General features: G+C 65.3%; 19 protein-coding genes and 1 pseudogene. 15 read left to right on the top strand and 5 right to left on the bottom strand.

The genetic code is table 11. The annotated features are described in order from the left end of the window. The first annotated feature begins 69 nt into the window (after positions 1 to 69). From AB0I19_RS27810 to AB0I19_RS27825, 4 genes are all read left to right on the top strand, one after another. Entirely contained in the window at positions 70 to 1,440 is a 1,371-nt protein-coding gene (locus tag AB0I19_RS27810) for an NAD(P)-binding domain-containing protein (RefSeq protein WP_357152723.1), read from the top strand. A gap of 9 nt (positions 1,441 to 1,449) precedes the next feature. Continuing rightward, the gene (locus tag AB0I19_RS27815) at positions 1,450 to 2,652 is read left to right on the top strand and encodes an MFS transporter (protein WP_357152726.1); all 1,203 of its coding nucleotides are present in this window, start codon (positions 1,450 to 1,452) and stop codon (positions 2,650 to 2,652) included. A 17-nt stretch (positions 2,653 to 2,669) separates the two neighbouring features. Continuing rightward, the gene (locus tag AB0I19_RS27820) at positions 2,670 to 3,737 is read left to right on the top strand and encodes an NAD(P)-binding domain-containing protein (RefSeq protein WP_357152729.1); all 1,068 of its coding nucleotides are present in this window, start codon (positions 2,670 to 2,672) and stop codon (positions 3,735 to 3,737) included. A 445-nt stretch (positions 3,738 to 4,182) separates the two neighbouring features. Next, on the top strand, positions 4,183 to 4,329 hold the full coding sequence (locus AB0I19_RS27825) for a hypothetical protein (protein WP_357152732.1): 147 nt from the start codon (positions 4,183 to 4,185) through the stop codon (positions 4,327 to 4,329). 41 nt (positions 4,330 to 4,370) lie between these two features. On the opposite strand, the gene AB0I19_RS27830 is transcribed toward AB0I19_RS27825, so the two are convergent. Together AB0I19_RS27830 and AB0I19_RS27835 are read right to left on the bottom strand one after the other, a co-directional pair. After that, the gene (locus AB0I19_RS27830; RefSeq protein WP_357152735.1) at positions 4,371 to 4,946 is read right to left on the bottom strand and encodes a TerD family protein; all 576 of its coding nucleotides are present in this window, start codon (positions 4,944 to 4,946) and stop codon (positions 4,371 to 4,373) included. Between the two features lie 53 nt (positions 4,947 to 4,999). Further along, positions 5,000 to 5,668 carry a TerD family protein gene (locus AB0I19_RS27835; protein WP_357152738.1) on the bottom strand — a complete coding sequence of 223 codons (669 nt, stop codon included), beginning with the start codon at positions 5,666 to 5,668 and terminating at the stop codon, positions 5,000 to 5,002. A gap of 164 nt (positions 5,669 to 5,832) precedes the next feature. Here AB0I19_RS27835 and AB0I19_RS27840 point away from each other — a divergent pair, with 164 nt between their 5' ends. Together AB0I19_RS27840 and AB0I19_RS27845 are read left to right on the top strand one after the other, a co-directional pair. Further along, positions 5,833 to 6,294, top strand: a complete 462-nt coding sequence (locus AB0I19_RS27840; RefSeq protein ID WP_357152740.1) for an RDD family protein — start codon at positions 5,833 to 5,835, stop codon at positions 6,292 to 6,294. 183 nt (positions 6,295 to 6,477) lie between these two features. Continuing rightward, complete coding sequence (locus AB0I19_RS27845; RefSeq protein ID WP_357152743.1) at positions 6,478 to 7,560, top strand: DUF418 domain-containing protein; 1,083 nt, start codon at positions 6,478 to 6,480, stop codon at positions 7,558 to 7,560. A 225-nt stretch (positions 7,561 to 7,785) separates the two neighbouring features. Here AB0I19_RS27845 and AB0I19_RS27850 read toward each other — a convergent pair whose 3' ends face one another. Continuing rightward, positions 7,786 to 8,004, bottom strand: coding sequence for a hypothetical protein (locus AB0I19_RS27850; protein ID WP_357152745.1), 219 nt, complete (start codon positions 8,002 to 8,004; stop codon positions 7,786 to 7,788). 220 nt (positions 8,005 to 8,224) lie between these two features. On the opposite strand from AB0I19_RS27850, the gene AB0I19_RS27855 reads away from it, so the two are divergent. The 3 genes and pseudogenes from AB0I19_RS27855 to AB0I19_RS27865 form a co-directional block, all read left to right on the top strand. Next, a complete protein-coding gene (locus AB0I19_RS27855) occupies positions 8,225 to 9,583 on the top strand; it encodes a hemolysin family protein (protein WP_357152747.1) in 1,359 nt (452 codons plus the stop codon). Continuing rightward, complete coding sequence (locus tag AB0I19_RS27860; protein ID WP_357152750.1) at positions 9,576 to 10,607, top strand: hemolysin family protein; 1,032 nt, start codon at positions 9,576 to 9,578, stop codon at positions 10,605 to 10,607. The genes AB0I19_RS27855 and AB0I19_RS27860 overlap by 8 nt, the downstream gene beginning before the upstream one ends. 115 nt (positions 10,608 to 10,722) lie before the next feature. Beyond that, positions 10,723 to 11,427: pseudogene (locus tag AB0I19_RS27865) on the top strand (protein phosphatase 2C domain-containing protein); the annotation flags it as partial. 18 nt (positions 11,428 to 11,445) lie between these two features. On the opposite strand, the gene AB0I19_RS27870 reads toward AB0I19_RS27865, so the two are convergent. Further along, on the bottom strand, positions 11,446 to 12,753 hold the full coding sequence (locus AB0I19_RS27870; RefSeq protein ID WP_357152753.1) for a hemolysin family protein: 1,308 nt from the start codon (positions 12,751 to 12,753) through the stop codon (positions 11,446 to 11,448). A 165-nt stretch (positions 12,754 to 12,918) separates the two neighbouring features. Beyond that, a complete protein-coding gene (locus AB0I19_RS27875) occupies positions 12,919 to 13,320 on the bottom strand; it encodes a MerR family transcriptional regulator (protein ID WP_357152755.1) in 402 nt (133 codons plus the stop codon). A 397-nt stretch (positions 13,321 to 13,717) separates the two neighbouring features. On the opposite strand from AB0I19_RS27875, the gene AB0I19_RS27880 reads away from it, so the two are divergent. The 6 genes from AB0I19_RS27880 (at position 13,718) to AB0I19_RS27905 (ending at position 19,745) form a co-directional block, all read left to right on the top strand. Continuing rightward, positions 13,718 to 14,293, top strand: coding sequence for a TerD family protein (locus AB0I19_RS27880; protein ID WP_357152757.1), 576 nt, complete (start codon positions 13,718 to 13,720; stop codon positions 14,291 to 14,293). Between the two features lie 38 nt (positions 14,294 to 14,331). Continuing rightward, a complete protein-coding gene (locus AB0I19_RS27885) occupies positions 14,332 to 15,006 on the top strand; it encodes a tellurium resistance protein (protein WP_357152760.1) in 675 nt (224 codons plus the stop codon). 67 nt (positions 15,007 to 15,073) lie between these two features. Further along, positions 15,074 to 15,796: a VTT domain-containing protein gene (locus AB0I19_RS27890; protein WP_357152763.1), complete on the top strand. Its 723-nt coding sequence runs from the start codon at positions 15,074 to 15,076 to the stop codon at positions 15,794 to 15,796. 137 nt (positions 15,797 to 15,933) lie between these two features. After that, complete coding sequence (locus AB0I19_RS27895; protein ID WP_357152765.1) at positions 15,934 to 16,974, top strand: alpha/beta hydrolase family protein; 1,041 nt, start codon at positions 15,934 to 15,936, stop codon at positions 16,972 to 16,974. Between the two features lie 661 nt (positions 16,975 to 17,635). Further along, a complete protein-coding gene (locus AB0I19_RS27900; RefSeq protein WP_357152767.1) occupies positions 17,636 to 17,830 on the top strand; it encodes a hypothetical protein in 195 nt (64 codons plus the stop codon). A gap of 667 nt (positions 17,831 to 18,497) precedes the next feature. Beyond that, positions 18,498 to 19,745 carry an IS110 family transposase gene (locus AB0I19_RS27905; RefSeq protein WP_357152770.1) on the top strand — a complete coding sequence of 416 codons (1,248 nt, stop codon included), beginning with the start codon at positions 18,498 to 18,500 and terminating at the stop codon, positions 19,743 to 19,745. Positions 19,746 to 20,566: the final 821 nt, after the last annotated feature.

Below are 20,566 nucleotides of genomic sequence, written 5' to 3' on the forward strand. Positions count from 1 at the left end.
CTTTCATCGATGCCAGTCGATACTCTCGGCCGTAGTTAATCGATCTGCATCGATGAAAGAAGGTTCGTCATGAACTCCCTGCCCGTCGTCGTCATCGGAGCTGGGCCGGTCGGTCTGGCCGCCGCTGCCGAGCTTTCCCGTCGCGAGCTGCCGTTCCTGCTGCTCGAACGCGGTGAGCACGCCGGTGCTGCTGTCGCGCAGTGGCATCACGTGCGGGTGTTCTCGCGTTGGGCTGAGCTGATCGCCCCGGCCGCACGACCCCTGCTCGACGCTGCGGGCTGGTCTGAGCCCGACCTCGAGGGCTACCCGACCGGCGCGGAGTGGGTCGAGCAGTACCTGCGCCCGCTCGGTGCAGCGCTGGGCGATTCGGCCCGGTTCGACACCGAAGTGACCGGTGTGGCGCGCCGGGGCCGCGACCGGGTCGTCGACGCCGGACGTGACAGCGAACCGTTGACCGTGCACGTGCGCACCGGCGACGGCCGCGAGGAGCGCATCACCGCACGCGCGGTCATCGATACCTCCGGCACCTGGACGACACCGAACCCGCTCGGCGGAGACGGGCTGCCCGCCATCGGCGAAGCCGCTGCCGCACAACGCATCTCCTACCGCGTGCCCGACCTCACCGACCCCGCCGTCGCGGCCCGCCACGCAGGCCGCCACGTGGTCGTGGCCGGAAGTGGACACTCCGCGCTCACGGCGTTGATCGTGCTCGCCGAGCTGGCCGGCGAGCACCCGGGGACTCGCATCACGTGGCTGCTGCGCCGGGGCACGATCGGATCCACCTTCGGTGGCGGACAAGCCGACGAACTGCCCGCTCGCGGCGCACTCGGGTTGCGCGCTCAGGCAGCGGTCGAGGCCGGGCACATCAACGTGGTCACCGGATTCCGCACCGAGACCGTCGGACGCACCGACCTCGGCCAGCTGGCGCTCGTTCCCGCCGAAGGTGACCCCGTCACCGGCGTCGATGAAGTGATCGTGCTGACCGGGTTCCGCCCGGACCTGTCGTGGCTTTCGGAAATCCGTCTCGACCTCGATGCCACCTTGCAGGCTCCGACCAAGCTGGCGCCGTTGATCGATCCGAACGCGCATTCCTGTGGCACGGTCTATCCGCACGGAGTCACCGAACTGTCCCACCCGGAACCCGGCGTTTTCCTGGCCGGGATGAAGAGCTACGGCCGCGCGCCGACGTTCTTGGCGATGACCGGCTACGAACAGGTCCGCTCCATCGTCGCCGCCCTCGCCGGAGACCACGAAGCCGCCCAACGCGTCGAACTCACCCTGCCCGACACCGGGGTCTGCGGCGGATCCGGACTGTTCGACGCCCCCGCCGAGGGATCCACGGGTGGGTGTTGCGGGGCTCCGTCCGCCGTGGAGGAGCTGACCCTCGGCGCGCCGACCGCGATCCAGGAACTGCCCCTGACCTCTTCGCCTGCGCGCTGATCCACTGCGATGCAGGTTGTTTCGACACCGACGGCACCTGCCGCGACCGGGTTGCGGCGGGTGCTGGTGGTCTTGTGCGTCACCGAGATCACCAGCTGGGGAATCCTGTTCTACGCCTTCCCAGTCCTGCTCGGATCCATCGCCACCGACACCGGTTGGTCGACCACCGCGCTGACCGCGGTGTTCTCGACCGGACAACTCCTCACCGCGCTCACCGGGATACTCGTCGGCCGACGCCTGGACCGCCACGGACCACGAGTAGTGATGACCGCAGGCTCGGCGCTCGCGGTCGCGGCACTGCTCATCGTGGCCACCGCTCAAACCCTGACGATGTTTCTCCTGGGCTGGGCGCTGGCCGGGATCTCGATGGGCGCGGTGCTCTATCCCCCGGCCTTCGCGGCGCTGACCCGCTGGTACGGGCCTGACCGAGTGAAGGCCCTGACCGTGCTGACCCTCGCAGGCGGGCTGGCTTCCACCGTCTTCGCACCCCTGACCGCAGCCCTGGCAACCAGATTCGACTGGCGCGCAACCTATCTGATCCTTGCCACAATCCTCGCGTTCGTGACGATCCCCGGCCACTGGTTCGGATTACGATTGGCCTGGCCACCCCGACCAGAAGAAGGCCCCGAACACCTCCACCTGGGCAACCCCGGCACCATCGCGCGCAGCCGGGCATTCATCACCCTGGCGATCGCGTTGAGCGTCACCGGATTCGCCTCCTTCGCGGTCGTGGTCACCCTCGTGCCGTTGATGACCGAGCGCGGGATCTCCACCACCACCGCAGCACTCGCTCTCGGACTGGGCGGACTCGGGCAGGTCGTGAGCCGCATCGGCTACAGCGCGTTCGCTAACCGCACCAGTGTGCGCACCCGCACCGCAATCATCCTGGCCGCGATCGCCGCCACCACCATGCTGCTCGGAATCTTCACCACCGCAGCAGCACTGACCGTCGCCGCGATCCTGTCAGGCATGGCACGCGGGGTATTCACCCTGCTACAAGCCACCGCGATCACCGATCGGTGGGGCTCGACTCACTACGGGCAGCTCACCGGGCTCGTCTCCGCGCCGATGACCATCACCGTGGCCTCAGCACCTTTCGTGGCTACCGCCATGGCCACCAACCTGGGCGGCTATCCCGCCACGTTCCTGATCCTGGGCGCAGCCGCTGCCCTCGCCGCGGCACTGTCGCTGACCACCATCCCGAAATACTGACCGAAAGAACATCACTCATGATCGACGCAATCGTCATCGGCGCAGGACAGTCCGGACTCACCGCCGCCCGCGCCCTCAGCGATCACCGCCTGTCCCCGGTTGTGCTCGAGGCCGGGCCCGACCCCGTCGGGTCCTGGCCGCACTACTACGACAGCCTCACTCTGTTCTCGCCCGCCCAACACTCCGGCATGCCCGGTCTGGACTTCCCCGCCGAGCCCGACCACTACCCGCATCGTGACGATGTCGTCGACTACCTGCGCCGCTACGCGAAGACCCTCGACGCCGACATCCGCACCCACACCGCCGTCACCACCGTCGAGGCCCACCCCGATCAAGGCTTCGTCGTCCACACCGACGACGGCCAACAACTCCACACCGCCGGAATCGTCGCCGCCACCGGCTCCTTCGGCAACCCCTATGTGCCCGAACTGCCCGGACAAGACCAATTCCGAGGCACCGTCCTGCACGCCGCCGACTACCGGCGCCCCCAGCCTTACTCGGGGCAACGAGTCATCGTCGTCGGCGCGGGCAACTCCGCCGTGCAAATCGCCTACGAACTCGCCGACCACGCCACCGTCACCCTGGCCACCCACAACCCGATCACCTTCTTGCCCCAACACCGCGACGGACACGACATCCACCACTGGCTCGTCTCCACCGGATTCGACCAACTCCCCCCGCAATGGCTCATCCGCTACGTCGGCGGCACCCTGGTCATGGACACCGGTGACTACCAACACGCCCTCGACACCGCGCGCATGGACCGCCGACCCATGTTCACCAGCTTCGACACCGACGCCATCGTCTGGGCCGACGGCACACGCGAACCGGTCGACACCGTGCTCTTCGCCACCGGCTACCGCCCCAACCTCGGCTACCTCTCCGACCTCGGAGCCCTCGACAACGGTTACCCGCTCCACAGCGCCGGAATATCGACCACGCACCCCGGCCTGGCCTACGTCGGGCTCGAGTTCCAGCGGTCGTTCTCCTCCAACACCCTGCGAGGGGTCCACCGCGACGCCGAACACGTCACGACCGCGCTGGCCGCCCACATCAACCAGGCACCGGTGAAGGTCGGCCTCTAGCCCCCCACGCTATGCGTCTGGGTGTCGCCTACCAGCAACACGCGGGCTATAGTCGAACAGGTGTGCGAATCCACGCGACCATACCTACGGCTCGGAGTCTGGACAGAGCCCTCGCCGCGGTTCTGCCCCGACGGCCACCGCCTCGGTGCAGGACGAGCGGCCGTCGCCGTGTTGCCGTGTCGGCGCATCGGCGGCCACCACCGCGCACACACCTGCCTCGCGTGCGGTGCGACCACCTACAGTCCGCCAGCGCACAGCGACTGCGAACACTGATCGCCACAACGCGCCAGACGTCCCGATGACGCCGCGCCGGGCCACTTCGGTTCGCCAATCCCCGTAGGCGCGGCGTTCCAGGTAGACCGGGCTCGCTGGCACACGATCGAACATGAGCTGGCCTAGTTCGGTCGATGTGACCATCCATGTCGATGGGGAGCGATGATGGTGGATGCCGCTGCCCTTGGTCGATTTGAGCGAGTACACACCGCAGGATGACGCGATGCTGCACCAGCAATGGGAAGACAAGGACGTGCGCGGTGTTTCCTCAGCCCGTTGCATCTCGGACCGCCATCCGCGCGAAGGCCGGCTGACCTAGCCCTGCCCTCGCCCATACGGGCGCGAGGGCAGGACGGCCGATCAGAGGTTGACGCCGAAGTCGCGGGCGATACCTTCCAGACCGGACGCGTACCCCTGTCCGATGGCCCGGAACTTCCACTCCGCGCCGTTGCGGTACAACTCACCGAAGACCATCGCGGTCTCGGTCGAGGCGTCCTCGGACAGGTCGTAGCGGGCCAGTTCCTCACCGTTGCTGCGATCGAGCACGCGGATGTAGGCGTTGCGTACCTGCCCGAAGGACTGGCTGCGGTTCGCGCCGTCATAGATCGAGACCGGGAAAACGATCGAGTCGATCGTCGGCGGGGTGTTGGCCAGGTCGACGTTGATCACCTCGTCGTCGCCTTCGCCCTCACCGGTCCGGTTGTCACCGGCGTGCTCGATCGCACCTTCGGGTGACTTGAGGTTGTTGAAGAAGACGAAGTGCCCGCTCGACACGACCTTCTTGTCGGCGCCGAGCCCGATCGCGCTGGCATCGAGATCGAAGTCCGTGCCGGTGGTGGTACGCAGGTCCCAGCCGAGGCCGACCGCGACGGCGGTCAAGTTCGGCGCGGCCTTGGTCAGCGAGACGTTGCCACCCTTGGACAGACTGACACCCATACGAATATCTCCCATCGATCATCGCGGCGCGAAAGGCGCCGACCATCCGAACACTAGCACGTGCGACTGTAGGGTTTGCGCCCCGCGACTGTCGGTGACATTTGAAATAGGTTGTGGGACAGGCGGAACAGGACAGCGTGGTTACCCGACGGCGAAGCGCAGCAGGGCTTGCATATCGCCCTGCTTGATCTTGCCTTTTCGGTCGAGGACCTCCAGTTGCCAGACGGGTCCGCTGCGGAACGCTCGCGCGATCGCGTTGGCGTTCTCGGCGCCCAGCAGCGAGGGCCGATGTCGGCGACCTGTTGGGAGTCACTACCGGTGGCGTCGTAGATCTTGAACGAGACGTTGTTGGCCTTCTCGAACGAGCTGCCCTTCTTGAATGCGGCTGCGATGAAGACGATCGAGTCGATTGCTGCCGGGATGTCACCGAAGACGACGTTGACGGTTTCGTCATCCCCGGATGCCGCACCGGTCTGCTCGTCGCCGGTGTGTACGACCGCGCCGGTGCCGATCGGATCCAGCGAGTCCAGCCCGGCGAAGCGCAACGGCTCTCCACCTTGCATCAGCACTGCGACCAGATCCAGGTCGACCCCGCGCTTGCGGCGCGCCATACCGAGGAGCCCGCCGCTGCTGCCCGCTGACGGATCCCAGCTGACGCCGACACTGAGTTTGGTGATACCGGCCAGATCAGCTGGGCCGTCTTCCTTCTCGAGCGTAATCACGGTGTCAGCCTACCGAGCGGTTCATGGAAGACGTTGCGGCCCAGGATCACACGGCGACTTCGTCTCCGTTGGGCCCTGCAGACGTGGCGCACTTCGTGAGATGCTCGTTGTGGTACCGGTGGCGCACCGGCCACGGCGATGGACGCTCGAATGAAGGGGTCACCATGACAACGAGTGGATACCAACAGAATCAGACGAACGAGGCCTCAGCGGGGATCGGCAGCCGCGCCGCGGCCAGGTTCATCGACTGGATCATCGCCGGCATCGTCGGCGGGGTCGTGTTCTGGGTGCTCGAGCGGGTAGCCGACCTGCCCGGCTGGGTATCGATCCTTCCCGGCGCCGGATTCGGCTTCTTGTACTTCGTGTTCTTCGAAGTCGCGACGGGATCGACACCGGGCAAGAAGCTCCTCGGCCTGCACGTGCACGGCGCCGGTGGCGCATCGAAGCCGAGCATCGTCGAATCGGGAAAGCGCAACGCCTACATGCTGTTCAACCTGATTCCCTGGATCGGCGGGCTGTTGTGGTTCATCAGCGCCATCTCGATCGCCGTCACGGTCAGCGCGAGCTCCACCAAACAGGGCTGGCACGACAACTTCGCGGGCGGCACACGGGTCACCAAAGCCTGAATCGGTGACGGTGTCAGGCAACCCCTACCGCTCGACCCGAAAAATGCAGACTTACCAGGTGTGAAGCGGTCACTGCGGCAAAACACTCGCCGATCCGCGATGTCGTGCGCGAAACCCACTGTGGCACAGTTGTTTTGTCTCGACGCCTGATAGAGGGCGTCTGTGGGACGAGGAGTGGGTCGGGTGTTTGCTGGTGGGCGTGCGATCGGGCTGGATGTGGCCCGCGGCGTAGCCGTATTGGGCATGTTCACCGTGCATCTGGGCCCGGAACCGGGCGGACGTGGCGTCGATGTCGCGGTGGACGTTGCGCAGGGACGGTCCTCGGCGCTGTTCGCGGTGTTGGTGGGCGTGACGCTGATCGCGATAGTCGACCGCGATCGAAACCGACCCGGCTCCTCCGGCCTGACCGTGGCGACCGCGGTCCTCGTGCGGGCCGGGATCCTGCTGGCACTGGGGACGGTGTTGACTGCGGCCGGGGCGCCGGTGGAAGTGATTCTCGCCTACTACGGCGCGTACCTGTTACTGGTGGTGCCGATGTGTAGGTTTCCGGCCCGTCGACTGGCCTGGATCGCGGCAGTGTGGGCGTTGCTGGGTCCGCAGGTGTTGTTCATCTCCCGCCCGTATCTCGAGGGACTGTCTCCGGATTCAGTCGATCCGCTCGTGACCGGCACTTATCCGGCGCTGTCGTGGACACCGCTGGTGCTGGCCGGGATGGCGGTGGCTCGCATGGATATCTCGGCTGCACGGACACGGGCGTGGTTGGCGTTGTCCGGAGCAGTGATGGCAGTGCTCGGCTACGCGGGCTCGTGGGTCGCGCTGCGCGGGTTGCCCGGTGTCGATCCGGCGCTGCGGGATTCGTCGTTGTGGTGGGCCAACCCGGACGGCTATTTCGACCATCAGCATTGGTCGTGGTTGTTGGTGGCCGCGCCACACAGCCAGACAACGCTGTCGGTCATCGGCAACACCGGCGTCGCGGTGATGGTGATCGTGTTGTTGTCCACGGTGATCGACCGTTGCCGAGCGGTGCGGTGGCCGGTGGCGCCGATCGCCGCCGTGGGGTCGATGTCGTTGACCGCCTATCTGGCCCACATCGCCGGGCTGTGGTTGCTGGATGCGAACGGTATGGCAGCTCGGTCGTGGTGGGTGGTCGGCGGATTCGCTGTCGTGGTCGCGGTGGCGGCGACGATGTGGTCGCGGAGGTTTCGACGCGGCCCCATCGAGGCGGTGCTGCACCGCTGCAGTGCAGCCGCGCAACGAATCGTGTAGTGCCTCTGCCCGCCGTATCGAACAGTGCCGGTGAATCGGCCGCTACGCGCAGGTGCGTCGGCGCCGCCGTCGGATGGGGTGACGTCGACACCAACGCACCTCGCGCACATTGCTGGCGCGGCAGGGTGGATCGACCTGCGCCCGCATTCCTACCATGGTGTCCGATGGTCTGCCGCGATGCGGTAGCGGTTGTCGATGAGGCGGCAGGAGCCTTGCGTGTGGGAGTCAGCGCGTTGGGATGTCAGGGAATTCGATCATCGTGTCGGCTTCGAGGATGATCGAGGACTGAGGCGTGAGCAGCAGATGGACGTACCCGCCCTGGCGCGGCAGCACAACGACCTGGTTTCGGCCGCCGCGGGTGGCGGCCAGCGCGGTGGTGACGCTGTCGAGTCTGTCACTCGGGACGTCGTACCAGGCGCCGTCGAATCGGATCCGTGTCGTCATGACCGCCTCTTTCGGTGAACTGGGATGGTGTGCGGGCAGGGACGCAACGTCCCGCCAGGGAGTCGGACACCTCGGGTAACCATACAGTGGCACGTGCTAGTGTGGCGCGCATGCCGGATGGTGAATCAGACGAGGAGGGGTCTCGCGACACGCGCAGATCTCGACAGTTCGACTACACAGCTGCTGAACAAGCCCGCACCGTTCGCGACGAGGTCGAGGCGTGCTGACCGTACTGAGCATTGTTGCCGGTGTCGTGGTTGTTCTGCTGATCACCGCGTTGACAGGGTATTTCGTCGCCCAGGAATTCGCGTACATGGCAGTGGACAGGTCGCGCCTGAAAGCGCGCGCCGAGACCGGCGATACCGCGGCGGCGCGCGCGCTGACGGTGACCCGGCGGACCTCGTTCATGCTCTCGGGCGCCCAGCTCGGCATCACCGTGACCGGTCTGCTCGTCGGTTATGTGGCCGAGCCGCTGATCGGACGCGGGCTCGGTGAGCTGCTCGGCGGAGTCGGCGTGCCCGTGGCAGTCGGTGTGGCGGTCGGTACCGTGCTCGCCATCGTGTTCTCCACGCTGGTGCAGATGCTGTTCGGCGAGCTGTTTCCGAAGAATCTCGCGATCGCCCGGCCCGAGCCGGTGGCGCGCTGGCTGGCCCGCTCGACGACGATCTACTTGCGTGTCTTCGGTTGGCTGATCTGGCTTTTCGACCAGTCGGCCAACATCTTGTTGCGGCTGCTGCGGATCGAGCCGGTGCACGACGTCGAGCATTCAGCGACCCCGCGCGACCTCGAGCACATCGTCGCCGCTTCCCGCGAAGCGGGCGAACTTCCCAAGGAATTGTCGACCTTGCTTGACCGGATCCTCGACTTTCCCGCCGCGAACGCCGAGCACGCGATGATTCCGCGGGCCCAGGTCGACACCGTTGCGGTCGACGAACCGGTCACCAAGGTCCTCGCCCGCATGGGCGCCGGGCATACGCGCTACCCGGTCGTCGGCACCAGTAGCGACGACCTGCGCGGCATCATCCACCTGCACGACCTGCTCGACGGACAGGTGAGCGGGACCGCGGGCGATCACATGCGCCCGGCAACTCTGGTCCCCGAGTCGTTGCCGTTGCCCGAGGTCTTCACCCGGCTCGGTGCCGCGAAAGAAGAGATGGCCCTGGTCGTCGACGAATACGGCGGTTTCGCCGGCATCGTCACCGTCGAGGACATCGCCGAGGAACTCGTCGGTGAGATCGCCGACGAACACGACTCCGGAACCGGCGCCGAGATCATCGCCGACGGTGAAGGCTGGCTCGTCGCCGGTGACCTGCATCTCGACGAGGCCGAGCGGCTGCTCGACGTCGACCTGCCCCACGGGGACTACGAGACCATCGCGGGGCTGGTCATCAGCGAATTCGGTGGACTACCGCAGGTGGGCGACCGGGTGGAGATCGCGGTGCCGCCTAGCGGAGCCGACTTCCTCACCCAACAACCCCCGGCGCCGCGCACCGTGCTCGCCGAGGTGCGCGCGGTAGGACAACACGTTCCGTCGTCGGTATCGCTGACCATCCGAACCGAGCGAGGCGACAATGAGTAACCCCTGGGTGGTCGTCGCGGTGACCATCGCACTGATCGCGGCCAGCGCGTTCTTCGTCGCTGTCGAATTCGCGCTGATCGCCGCCCGGCGGCATCGGCTCGAAGACGCCGCACCGACCAGCCTCGCCGCCCGGACCGCGTTGCGCAGCTCCGCGGAATTGCCGGTGCTCCTCGCGGGATCCCAGCTGGGCATCACCGTGTGCACGTTGGCGTTGGGTGCGGTCACCAAACCCGCTGTGCACCACTGGCTGACCCCATTGATCGAACGACTCGGGGCGCCACTGTGGATCGCCGATGTCGCCGGTTTCGTCCTCGCGCTGATCGTGGTGACCTTCCTTCACCTGGTGGTCGGGGAGATGGCGCCCAAGTCGTGGGCGATCGCGCATCCGGAGAAGTCGGCCACGATGCTGGCCATCCCGATGCAGTTGTTCATGACCGTGACCCGCCCGTTGCTGGTCACGCTGAACCACGCCGCCAACTGGTGCCTGCGCAAAGTCGGTGTCACCCCGGTCGACGAGGTCGACGCGGGCCAGGACCCGGCCGCGCTACGGCACCTGGTCGAGCACTCGGCCACTGTCGGCACCCTTGACGAGCGGTACCGCGGAAACCTCACCAGCGCATTGGAACTGGAACAGCTCACCGTCGGCGACATCGTCACACCGAATACGGCCCCGAGCGCGGTCACACCGCAGGCCGACACCGCGGCCATCCAGGCCGCCTCCCGCGCCACGGGCCACTTGAGACTGTTGGTACGCGACGGCGAGGGGACACGTGGGGTGGTGCATGTCCGCGACAGCCTCACCGCGTCACCGGGCACCACCGCCGAGGAACTGATGCGGCCGGTGCTGGAACTGTCCACCACGGTGCCGGTCTACGAGGCGCTGCGGACGATGCGTGAGACGCGCAGTCACCTCGGTCTGGTGACCGCACCGCAGGACGCGACCCTGGTAGGTCTGCTGACCATCACCGACGTCCTGGAACGATTGCTCCAGTCCACCGCGACCGGTGACGCTGCGACGCGGTAGCGGTCAGGCCGATGACGGCGGTGGCAGCCTCGCGCACAAGGCGCGGCGCGGTCCTGGGCGTCGGCTCGGCCACCACGCCGCCGTCTGATCCGCTTGCTCGAACGAAGGTGTCTCTGTGAGTACCCGATTGACCTGTGCCACGCGCACGCATCGCGGCCTGGTCCGCACCGGCAACGAAGACAGCGTTCATGTCGGCCCGCGGTTGCTGGCGCTGGCAGACGGCATGGGTGGTCACGCCGCCGGTGAAGTGGCGTCCGGGTTGATGATCGCTGCGCTGGCACCGCTCGAACACGACCTCGACGGTGATCTGCTCGACCGCCTCCAGCAGGCGGTGCTGCGCGGCAACGACGCGATCGCACAGCGGGCGGCGCAATCATCGGACCAGGAAGGGATGGGGACGACCCTGACCGCGATGCTGTTCGACGGCAGCCGCTACGGCCTGGTCCACGTCGGGGATTCCCGCGCCTATCGGCTGCGTGACGGCGGACTGTCGCAGATCACCCGCGACGACACCTCCGTTCAAGCGCTCGTCGATGCCGGGCACATCACCAGCGAACAAGCCAGGACCTACCCCCGCCGGTCGCTGATCATGCAGGCCCTCACCGGTCGACCTTTCACACCCACGCTGGTCTGCGCGGACGCCGCACCCGGGGACCGATATCTGCTGTGCTCGGACGGACTGTCCGACGTCGTGACCGAAGACCAGATCGCAGCATTCCTGCGCGCCGCGGGCTCGGTCGAAGAATGCGCCGAGCAACTCGTCGAGCTCGCGTTGCTGGGCGGCGGACCCGATAACGTCACCGTCGTCGTCGCCGACGTCACCCAGGAAGGGTGAGCGTCAACGCCGGTTGTCTTCGTGCTGCTTCCGGCGTGTAGGAGTAGTCACGCGCAGTTGCGCGATACGGCGCCCGTCCAGAGCGTTGACAGTCGGGCGGTGACCGTCGATGACGACGGCATCGCCCAGTTGGGGCATTCGTTGCAGTTTGTCCAGGACGAACCCGGCAACGGTCTCGTAGGGGCCTTTCGGAAGCCTGACTCCGGTGGCAGCGGCGAAGTCGCCGGGTACCAGCAGACCGTCGATCTGTTGGTGGATTGATCGGCGAGAAGGACGCTCGGACGGCGGACGATCGAACTCGTCGGAGATCTCGCCGACGACTTCCTCGACGAGGTCTTCGATCGTGACGATGCCGGCTGTGCCGCCGTACTCGTCGACGACGATCGCGATCTGCTGGTTCTCGTGGCGCATCTCCGCCAGCGTGGCCAATGCCGGCTTACACGCAGGGAACTGCATCACCGGACGCGACACATCGGCCACCGCCTCGGTGGTGACGGGGTCGGCAAGCAACAGGTCGCGCAGGTGCACGAACCCGGCCACCTCATCCAGCGACCCGGCGGTGACCGGATAGCGGGTGTGCCCGCTGCGCAAGGCGTGGTCTTTCGCCTGGCTGATCGGGGTGGCGGCAGAGAGGAACTCCACCCCGGTACGGGGCCTCATCACCGCCGCGAGGCTGCGATGCCCGGCATCGAACACCTCGGTCAGGATGACGCGTTCTTCCTCCGGCACGGTCGAGTGCCCGACGAGCAGATCGCGAAGCTCCTCGTGGGTGATCTCCTGCCCCTTGATCTTGGGGTCGCCACCGAGCATCCGGACCAGCGCGTCGGTGGACACCGACAGCAACCAGATCACCGGTCGCATCACCGCGGCGAACCTGTCCAAGCTCGGTGCCGTTGCCAGCGACATGCCCATGCCGCGTTGCAGCGCAAGACGTTTGGGCACCAGCTCGCCGAGCACCAACGACAGGTACGCGATGGCAAGGGTGGTGCCGATCAGTGCCGTGGCCGAGGCAACTCCGTCCGGCAGCCCCCAGGATTCGAGGGTGGGTGTGAAGTCGGGGGCCAGAGTAGAGGCCCCGTAGGCGGCGGAGAAGAATCCGGCGACAGTCACTCCGATCTGCACCGCAGACAGGAACCGATTCGGGTTCTTGGCGAGTGCCGCCGTTCGTTTCCCGCGTTCCCCGCGTTCGGCCAGCTGACGGATCTGGCTCTCCCGCAGTGTAACCAGCGCCATCTCGGTCCCGGCGAACACACCGCCGATCAGGATGAACACGACTACCAGCGCAATGTTGACAACCGAATCCAGAGTCATGACGCCCGCCCGCGACAGAATGGGCGGCTGGATCTATGTGGGTCGTCCATGGCCTTTCTCCTCGCTGAGTCTCAGCGGCGGTGTGAGCCCAGTATAGAAGAAAGCGGCATATCCGGCATGGCGCGGCTGCCGCACGCTGTCGATGTTCGGCGCCCCGGCCGCCGATTACAGGATCGGGATATCGGGTGGGATCTGCATCGCTACCGCGATCAGCGAATGCACGCGGGTCGCGATGATGTTGAGCAGCCCGTGGATCTCCGCGGGCGCCGCCTCGGTGACCGTTGCCAGGTTCTTCAGATCGTCATCGATGCGAGCGAGGATCTCGTTCATATCGCGGGGTTGACCAGCGTTGAGAGCCGTCGCGATCTCCTCGAGCGGCACACCCTGGGCTTCCAAGCTTTGGATGAGGCGGATACGTTCTGCGTCGGCCGGGTCGTAGAGACGGTAGTTGCCAGCGCTACGCTGCGCCGGGGCCAGCAAACCCATACTGGTGTAATGGTCGATCGTGCGGGCACTGACCTGGGCGCGGGCAGCCAACTCCCCGATCTTGAGCAATGCTTCGGTCACGATCGCCTCCTTTCGCGTAGCGAATCATAACCATACAGCGGCACGTGCTACCGTCGCGAATGCGACCGAACAGTGAACAGCGCTCGAACCGCCACGCCGGTTGGTCACGCTGCGCGAGAGCTGCACTCACCCTCATATGGCGCCAACTATAACGTGGCACGTGATACTGTGTGGTCGATCGATCGTGATCGCATCTACCGACCTTGCGGCGCGGGCTCGACCGATCGCCGAATCGCCGTGTGGGCAAAGAGATTCGACAGGTCGGCGAGGTTCGTATCGCCGCTTCGGCAGCTGAACAAGAGACAGTTTCCGACCGAACACGGCGCGTGTTGTTTTCCGAAAGAGCTGGGCGGACCGGGCCGGTCTGGCCTTCAGTGATCAGAAGGAGTGAGTTGTCATGGGTGTGAGCTTGGCCAAGGGCGGCAACGTCTCGCTGTCGAAGCAGGCGCCGAATCTGACCTCGGTCGCGGTCGGTCTCGGCTGGGACGTGCGCTCGACCACCGGCACGGACTTCGATCTGGACGCAAGCGCGATCGCGACCGGTGAGAACCACAAAGTGATCTCGGATCAGCACTTCGTCTTCTACAACAACCTGCGTTCCCCCGACGGTGCGATCGAGCACACCGGCGACAACCTGACCGGCGAAGGCGAAGGCGACGACGAGGTCATCAACGTCGATCTCGCGTCGGTCCCGCCGAATATCACCAGCATCTTCTTCCCCGTGTCGATTCACGATGCAGGCACCCGTCAGCAGTCGTTCGGGCAGGTACGCAACGCGTTCATCCGGGTGGTCGACCGTGCCAACGGTTCGGAGCTGGCACGCTACGACCTGACCGAGGACTCCTCGACCGAAACCGCCATGGTCTTCGGCGAGCTCTATCGCAACGGCGCCGAATGGAAGTTCCGCGCTATCGGTCAAGGCTATGCCTCGGGCCTGGCCGGAATCGCCCGCGACTACGGCGTCAACATCTGAGTCCCGGATACATCCATCTCGAGGGAAGTGGCACCACCATGGGTATCGACTACACGAAGAAGCCATCGACCGAAGACTCCGAGCCGTCCCCGACGGTGAGCCTGAACAAGCTCACGCTCACCAAAACCGAGCGCACTGTCACCTTGACCAAGTCAGGTGAGCGGCAAGGCGCGATGCGGGTGAACCTGAACTGGACCAGCGGAGCACCACGCAAGACCGGCTTCTTGGCCAAGCTCGCCGGCCTGGGCGGGGGCATCGACCTGGATCTGGGGTGTCTCTACGAGCTCGCCGACGGGTCCAAAGGCGTCATCCAGGCCCTCGGCAACAGCTTCGGCGCGCTGGACAAGCCTCCCTACATCGCATTGGACGCCGACGACCGCAGCGGTGCGGCCGCCGGTGGGGAGAACCTGCACATCAACCTGGAACGGCCCGAGCTGTTCCGGCGGGTGTTGATCTTCGCGATGATCTATGAGGGTGCGGCGAATTGGGCCGCCGTCGACGGGGTGGTCACCATGTACCCGACCTCGGGTCCGCAGATCGAGGTCCGGCTCGATTCAGCGGTCGCCGGTGCCCGCATTTGCGCGATCGCGCTGCTCACCAATACCGGAAAAGGGATGACGGTCCAGCGCGAGGTCAACTACATCACCGGCAATCAGGCCGCCCTCGACCGCGACTACCAGTGGGGCCTGAAATGGGCGGCAGGCAGCAAGTGAGCCCTGCCCGACCCTCCGCACCCACATACTCACGCTGTGATCGCCGAGCCCAGGTAATAGGTACCCGATGACGTTGCACCCCATGGCCAATTCGGTGACCACAGACCTGGCGTTACTGCCGGGTTTTCTGGATCCGGTGAACCTGCTCAACTCTTTCGGCACCTGGATGCTGGCGGGTCTCCTGCTGGTGGTGTTCATCGAGTCCGGGCTACTGTTCCCGCTGTTGCCCGGCGACTCCCTGCTCTTCACCGCAGGTTTGATCGCCGCGTCGAAATCCACCGAAATCGCACCGTTCGCACCGATCGGGGTCCTGCTGATCCTGATCCCCATCGCCGCGATCCTCGGTGACCAAGTCGGATACGTGATCGGTGCCCGCGGCGGCACGTCGTTGTTCAAGAACAACGACGCACGATTCTTCAAGAAACGCTACATCGACGAATCCCACGCGTTCTTCGTCAAACACGGACCGATCACGATCGTGCTGGCCCGATTCGTCCCGATCGTGCGGACCTTCGCACCGGTCGTCGCGGGCGCGGCAGGCATGCGATACCGAACGTTCGCGATCTACAACATCATCGGCGGCGTGCTGTGGGGCGCAGGGGTCACCTACCTCGGATATCTCCTCGGCCAGATCGAGATGGTCCGCGACAACATCGATCTCATCTTCCTACTCATCGTCGCCGTCTCGGTCCTGCCGATCGTCGTCGAGGTCGCCAAACGCATCATCGCGAGCAAACGGAGCGACCCCGCAGAAGACAGCACCGGTTCCGGCGAACGTATCCACAGCTGAGAACTTCGATGTGTTGGGTGACCCCGCCGAACGCCCTGTCACGCCGATGAGCGAGTACAAGCAACTGTGAAAATCGGGGTTCGCATCGGGTTGTTTCCCGATGCGGGCGCACTCGGCCGATCCGTAGCGTCTACGCCATGTTCGATATCACCCGCCACCGATTCCGTGAGGCCGCCACGATTTTCGTGGCGGCCGTGGCTGTCTCTGCGGTGTCGGCGTGCACGTCATCGACAACCGTGCCCGAGCGACCGAGTGACGATCGCGGTCAGAGAATCGAGGTGGTCGCACAGCAGCGCCTCGACGAACGCACAGTGGATCTCACTGTTCGGTCGAATGCCCTCACACAGGACACCTCGGTTCGGCTGATCACCCCGACCGGCTGGAGCGACCGCACACCAGGACGCACGTGGCCAGTGCTGTACCTGCTACCCGGCGGTGACGGCGACCACACCAGCTGGACAACCGACACCGACGTCGCCGACATAACGCAGCTTCGAAACGTCCTGATCGTAATTCCGGGAATGCCGATGTTCGGCTTCTACACCGACTGGGCAGACGGCGGGCCAAAAATCGAGACCTTCCACCTCGACGACCTGATACCGCTGATCGAACGTGACTTCGGCGCGAGCCGGACGCGGGCGATCGCGGGCATCTCTCAAGGCGGTTACGGCGCACTGAAATACGCCGCCCTCCGACCCGATATGTTTGCTGCCGCCGCCAGCTATAGCGGCTGGCTGCACCCGCTCCGACGCCCCGAAGTGATCCTCGGCGCCGCCACCTTCCTCGGCATCGACGGCGCCGCACTGTGGGGTGACCCGATTCGCGACCGCGCGCGATGGATAGCCAACGACCCCTACCATCTGGCCGACAAGCTGGCGGGGATACCTCTCTATCTATCCAGCGGTGACGGCTCCCCCGGCGAATTCGATCCTGCGAACCTGCCACGTGAAAGCCTCTTCCCTGAAATCGACAGGCTCGCAAACGAATTCCCCGCCAGCAACGTCGACCTGACGGAGGCGGTCATGGGTGAAAGCACCCGGCTGGTCGCCGACCGGCTTCATGCATTGAACGCCAACGTGACTACCCACCTCACCACCGGCACCCACAGCCCGCCTTACTGGCACCACAATTTCCACCGCTCTCTGCCGATGCTGCTCGGTGCGCTCGGGATCCGATAGGCCAGCAGGATGTGCGCGCGGGGCTCTCAATGGAACGTGCCGACCGAACCTCGCGAATACCGGAAATGCCGCGACACGCGCGTCCGGTCGGACGGTTGCGCCATACCTTCGTCACGACCATGCTCGGCACCGAATACGGCACAGACATGCAGGTATTGCCCCACGGATTCCCGTGGTCACGTCCAATTCCCGATTGGTGCGAACGCTGCCCGGAGCGCGTTGCCCGACACCCGCTCTGAGCTCCGTGGCTGTATCCCGATCCTGCTGAACATCCGCTCATGCCGCCTATCGGTCAGCCAGAGAACGCGGATTCCTGGCCAAGCCAAGCAAGGAGGGAACGCATTCCAGTTCTGCTGTCGAGGCCCCGAGTGGCAACGCGACGATCCATCACGATGACTACTGACAACCCCTGGCTGTGGAGTTCAGCCTGGTACCGCCGCACCGCCACCAGGCTGGTGCGGTGGTGTCGAGATTCGCGACCAGTCACGAATAGTTCGCCCTCGAAATTCGCGACCAAGCGGTGTCCGAATTCGCGATCAGAACCAATACGCCTCAGATTCGGCAATAGTGACTGCCGTCAACAGGTCAAACAGTCAGACTTGTTCAGGACCCCTTTGTCGCCGAGGCGATGAAACTTGAGTTGGTGGGGGACGATAGGCGGATGGCGATCGATACTGTGAAACTGGCCGAACTCGAGACACTGGTGACCGTCGAGGTACTTACTGGTGCGGAGATCGTCGACCACCTACGCGAGGCGGGCCTGGTCGAAGTCGCACGAGAGCTGGAACGCATGCTGAAGCGACCGGCACGGCGACGACGACGACGACCGAACTCGACGCCCGTCAGCTGCATGTGACGACCGATTTTGACGCCTTCGGCGCCGAGTTGATCGCTCATGCGTCGTGTCGCCACACGGCTGCCCGGACGGGATCCATCAAACCCACAACCAAACAGGGGTTTGCGGGGACCAGGACACAAGAACAGGTCAGGCCCGGTGACTGACCGGGCCTGACCTACTATTTCTGTGGAGCTAAGGGGACTCGAACCCCTGACCCGCCACTCAGCAATTCACATACCTCATGATCACCACCGCCCCCGCCTACAGCCCGTAGTCGGCTTCGATTCTTAACTGACCGCGCGAAAACCGCAGGTCGTCCCCGTTCCCATCTACTTAGCGGGTAACGAAATCGCAGCCTGGCGACTCCCAGTTCCCATCCGGCCCCAAGGCCTCATCGAAGAGCGCGAGCGCTGGGCAGCCCACTCAGTGGCTGAGCAGCAACCGATTCCACTGCTGCTCAGCAGCTATCGGGCGTTTCATAGATCGTGGTCCGAGCCCGCCCGCACGACCGAATACCTCGGCATTTCCGAGCTCACAGCTCTCAGCGAGACAGGTGTCGTGCGGGTTGCGCTGGGAGCGCGAACAACTCATCGGAGGCCAGCCCAAAGAGGCTCGTAAGTAGAGCGTCGCGCGTTCCTGCCTGGGTCTTGCGACCTGCGGAAACAACCGAAGAATTGGAGGAGGGATGAACCGCTACTGCGGGATCGACTGGGCCGAAGGCCATCACGACATCGCCATCGTCGACCGAGACGGCATGCTCGTGTCGAAAGAACGGATCACCGACGATCTGGCCGGTTTCGCCACCCTGACCCAACTGCTCACCGACGCTGGCGACACCGCAGAGAACCCGATTCCTGTCGCGATCGAAACCCCGCGCGGGTTGATGGTCGCCGCGATCCGGGCAACAGGCCGACCGGTCTACGCGATCAACCCGATGGCCGTGGCCCGCTACCGCGAACGGCACTCGGTCGCGAGAGCGAAATCTGATCACGCCGACGCGATGACCTTGGCCAACATCTTGCGCGTCGATGCCCACATGCACCGGCGAATCCCGGCCGACAGCGAACTTGCCCAAGCCATCGCGGTCCTGGCCCGCGCCCAGCAAGACGCAGTATGGCGGCGGACCAAAGCCATCAACGAACTGCGGTCGCTGTTGCGCGAATACCACCCGACGTTCCTCGCCGCGTTCGCTGACAATTCCGCGACCAACCTCGCCAAGCCAGAGGTCCGCGCGGTCCTGGCTATCGCGTCGACCCCGGCCGCGGCGATGAAGCTGACCGCGAACCGCGTCTGCACCGCGCTGCGCAGAGCTGGACGTCAACGCGGGATCATCGAACTCGCCGCCGACATCGTCGAGCGGCTACGCCGCCCCGGGCTGCGCCAACCCGAGCTGATCGAGAAGGCCATGGGCCGGCAATGTCTCGCCCTGCTAGCGACCTTGAATGCGGCCTGCTCTGGCGCCGACGACCTTGAACAGGCCGCTGCGGAGGAGTTCCGGCGCCATCCCGACTATTCGATCATCACCAGTTTCCCCGGCCTGGCCGATCTCACAGGAGCCCGAGTGCTGGCCGAGATCGGCGACGACCGCGCCCGCTTCGCCGACGCCCGCGCGTTGAAGGCCTATGCCGGAACAGCACCGGTCACTCGAGCGTCCGGTCGAACCATCTCGATCACCTTCCGCCGGATCAAGAACGACCGCCTCGCCGCCGCGGGCTGGGTCTGGGGATTCAGCGCCCTCAGCCACCCCGGCCCCGCACGCGAGCACTACCTACACCGCCGGGCCCACGGCGATAGACACCCCGCCGCATCCCGGCACTTGGTCAACAAGATGCTCGGACAGCTCCACTACTGCCTGCAGAACCGAGAGCCCTACGACTCGATCAAAGCCTTCGGCCAAGCCCCCGCTCACACCCCAAAACCCGCTGCAGCTTGACAGTTAGGAACATCGGAGGTCTTCGATGTGCCCCGCCGAGGAATCGAACCTGCGACCTTCCCATAGGACGCCGCTGGCGCAATATTCATCGATCTCACTGCGACGCCATAGCCGAATTCTCGGATCACAGCAAGATTCGCCGATTCCTCTAGCGGCTCGCGTCGGGTGCGTACCTCGCACCAGCGGCAACGGCACGTGTTGATCGCATACGTTGACCGCGGGCGCGTAGCGAGTACCGGTGGATCTCGGCGGTAGCGCAAGGCTTGTCAAATTCTGGCATACCTCGTCGTGATGGCCGATTCGGCGACCATGCCTGGAGAAGCCATCGAGCGAGGTGCGTCTGGTCACATCATCGAGACTATTACATAGCGGGACAGTAGATTTGGCGTGCGGTCGTCGACCTGCCGTCCCGTCACCGTGCTGATCTTCGTCCAGTTGTCGATGACCGAGAAATCCGATCAGGGAGGCCGAGGGTGCGCGCTGCGTTCGAGCCGCCTGTTCACCCTGGCTCGTCGCTCGCTCGGCGTCTCCGCTTGTCCCCGTCCGCGTTGATCGGTCGACGATTTGTGAGCGCGTCGCGATTGCCGGTGATGTTACCCAGCCGTTATTATCGGGCCATAGTGCGACTCATCGTTCGATTGCGACGGGCCGGATGGCCGACAGCGCTGCTCCTGGCAGCGCTGCTCGTGATCCCCGCTGTCGACTGCTCGCTGGTCCGCGAACACTCTCACCTCGACGGCCATCACGCTCCCGCCGCCGCGAGCTCGGTGCTCGACGCTCACGACTTTCTGAACGGGATCACCACAGCTGCACACTGTGAC

This window comes from Nocardia sp. NPDC050413 (assembly GCF_040655475.1).
In the GTDB taxonomy this organism is placed as follows: Bacteria; Actinomycetota; Actinomycetes; order Mycobacteriales; family Mycobacteriaceae; genus Nocardia; species Nocardia coubleae.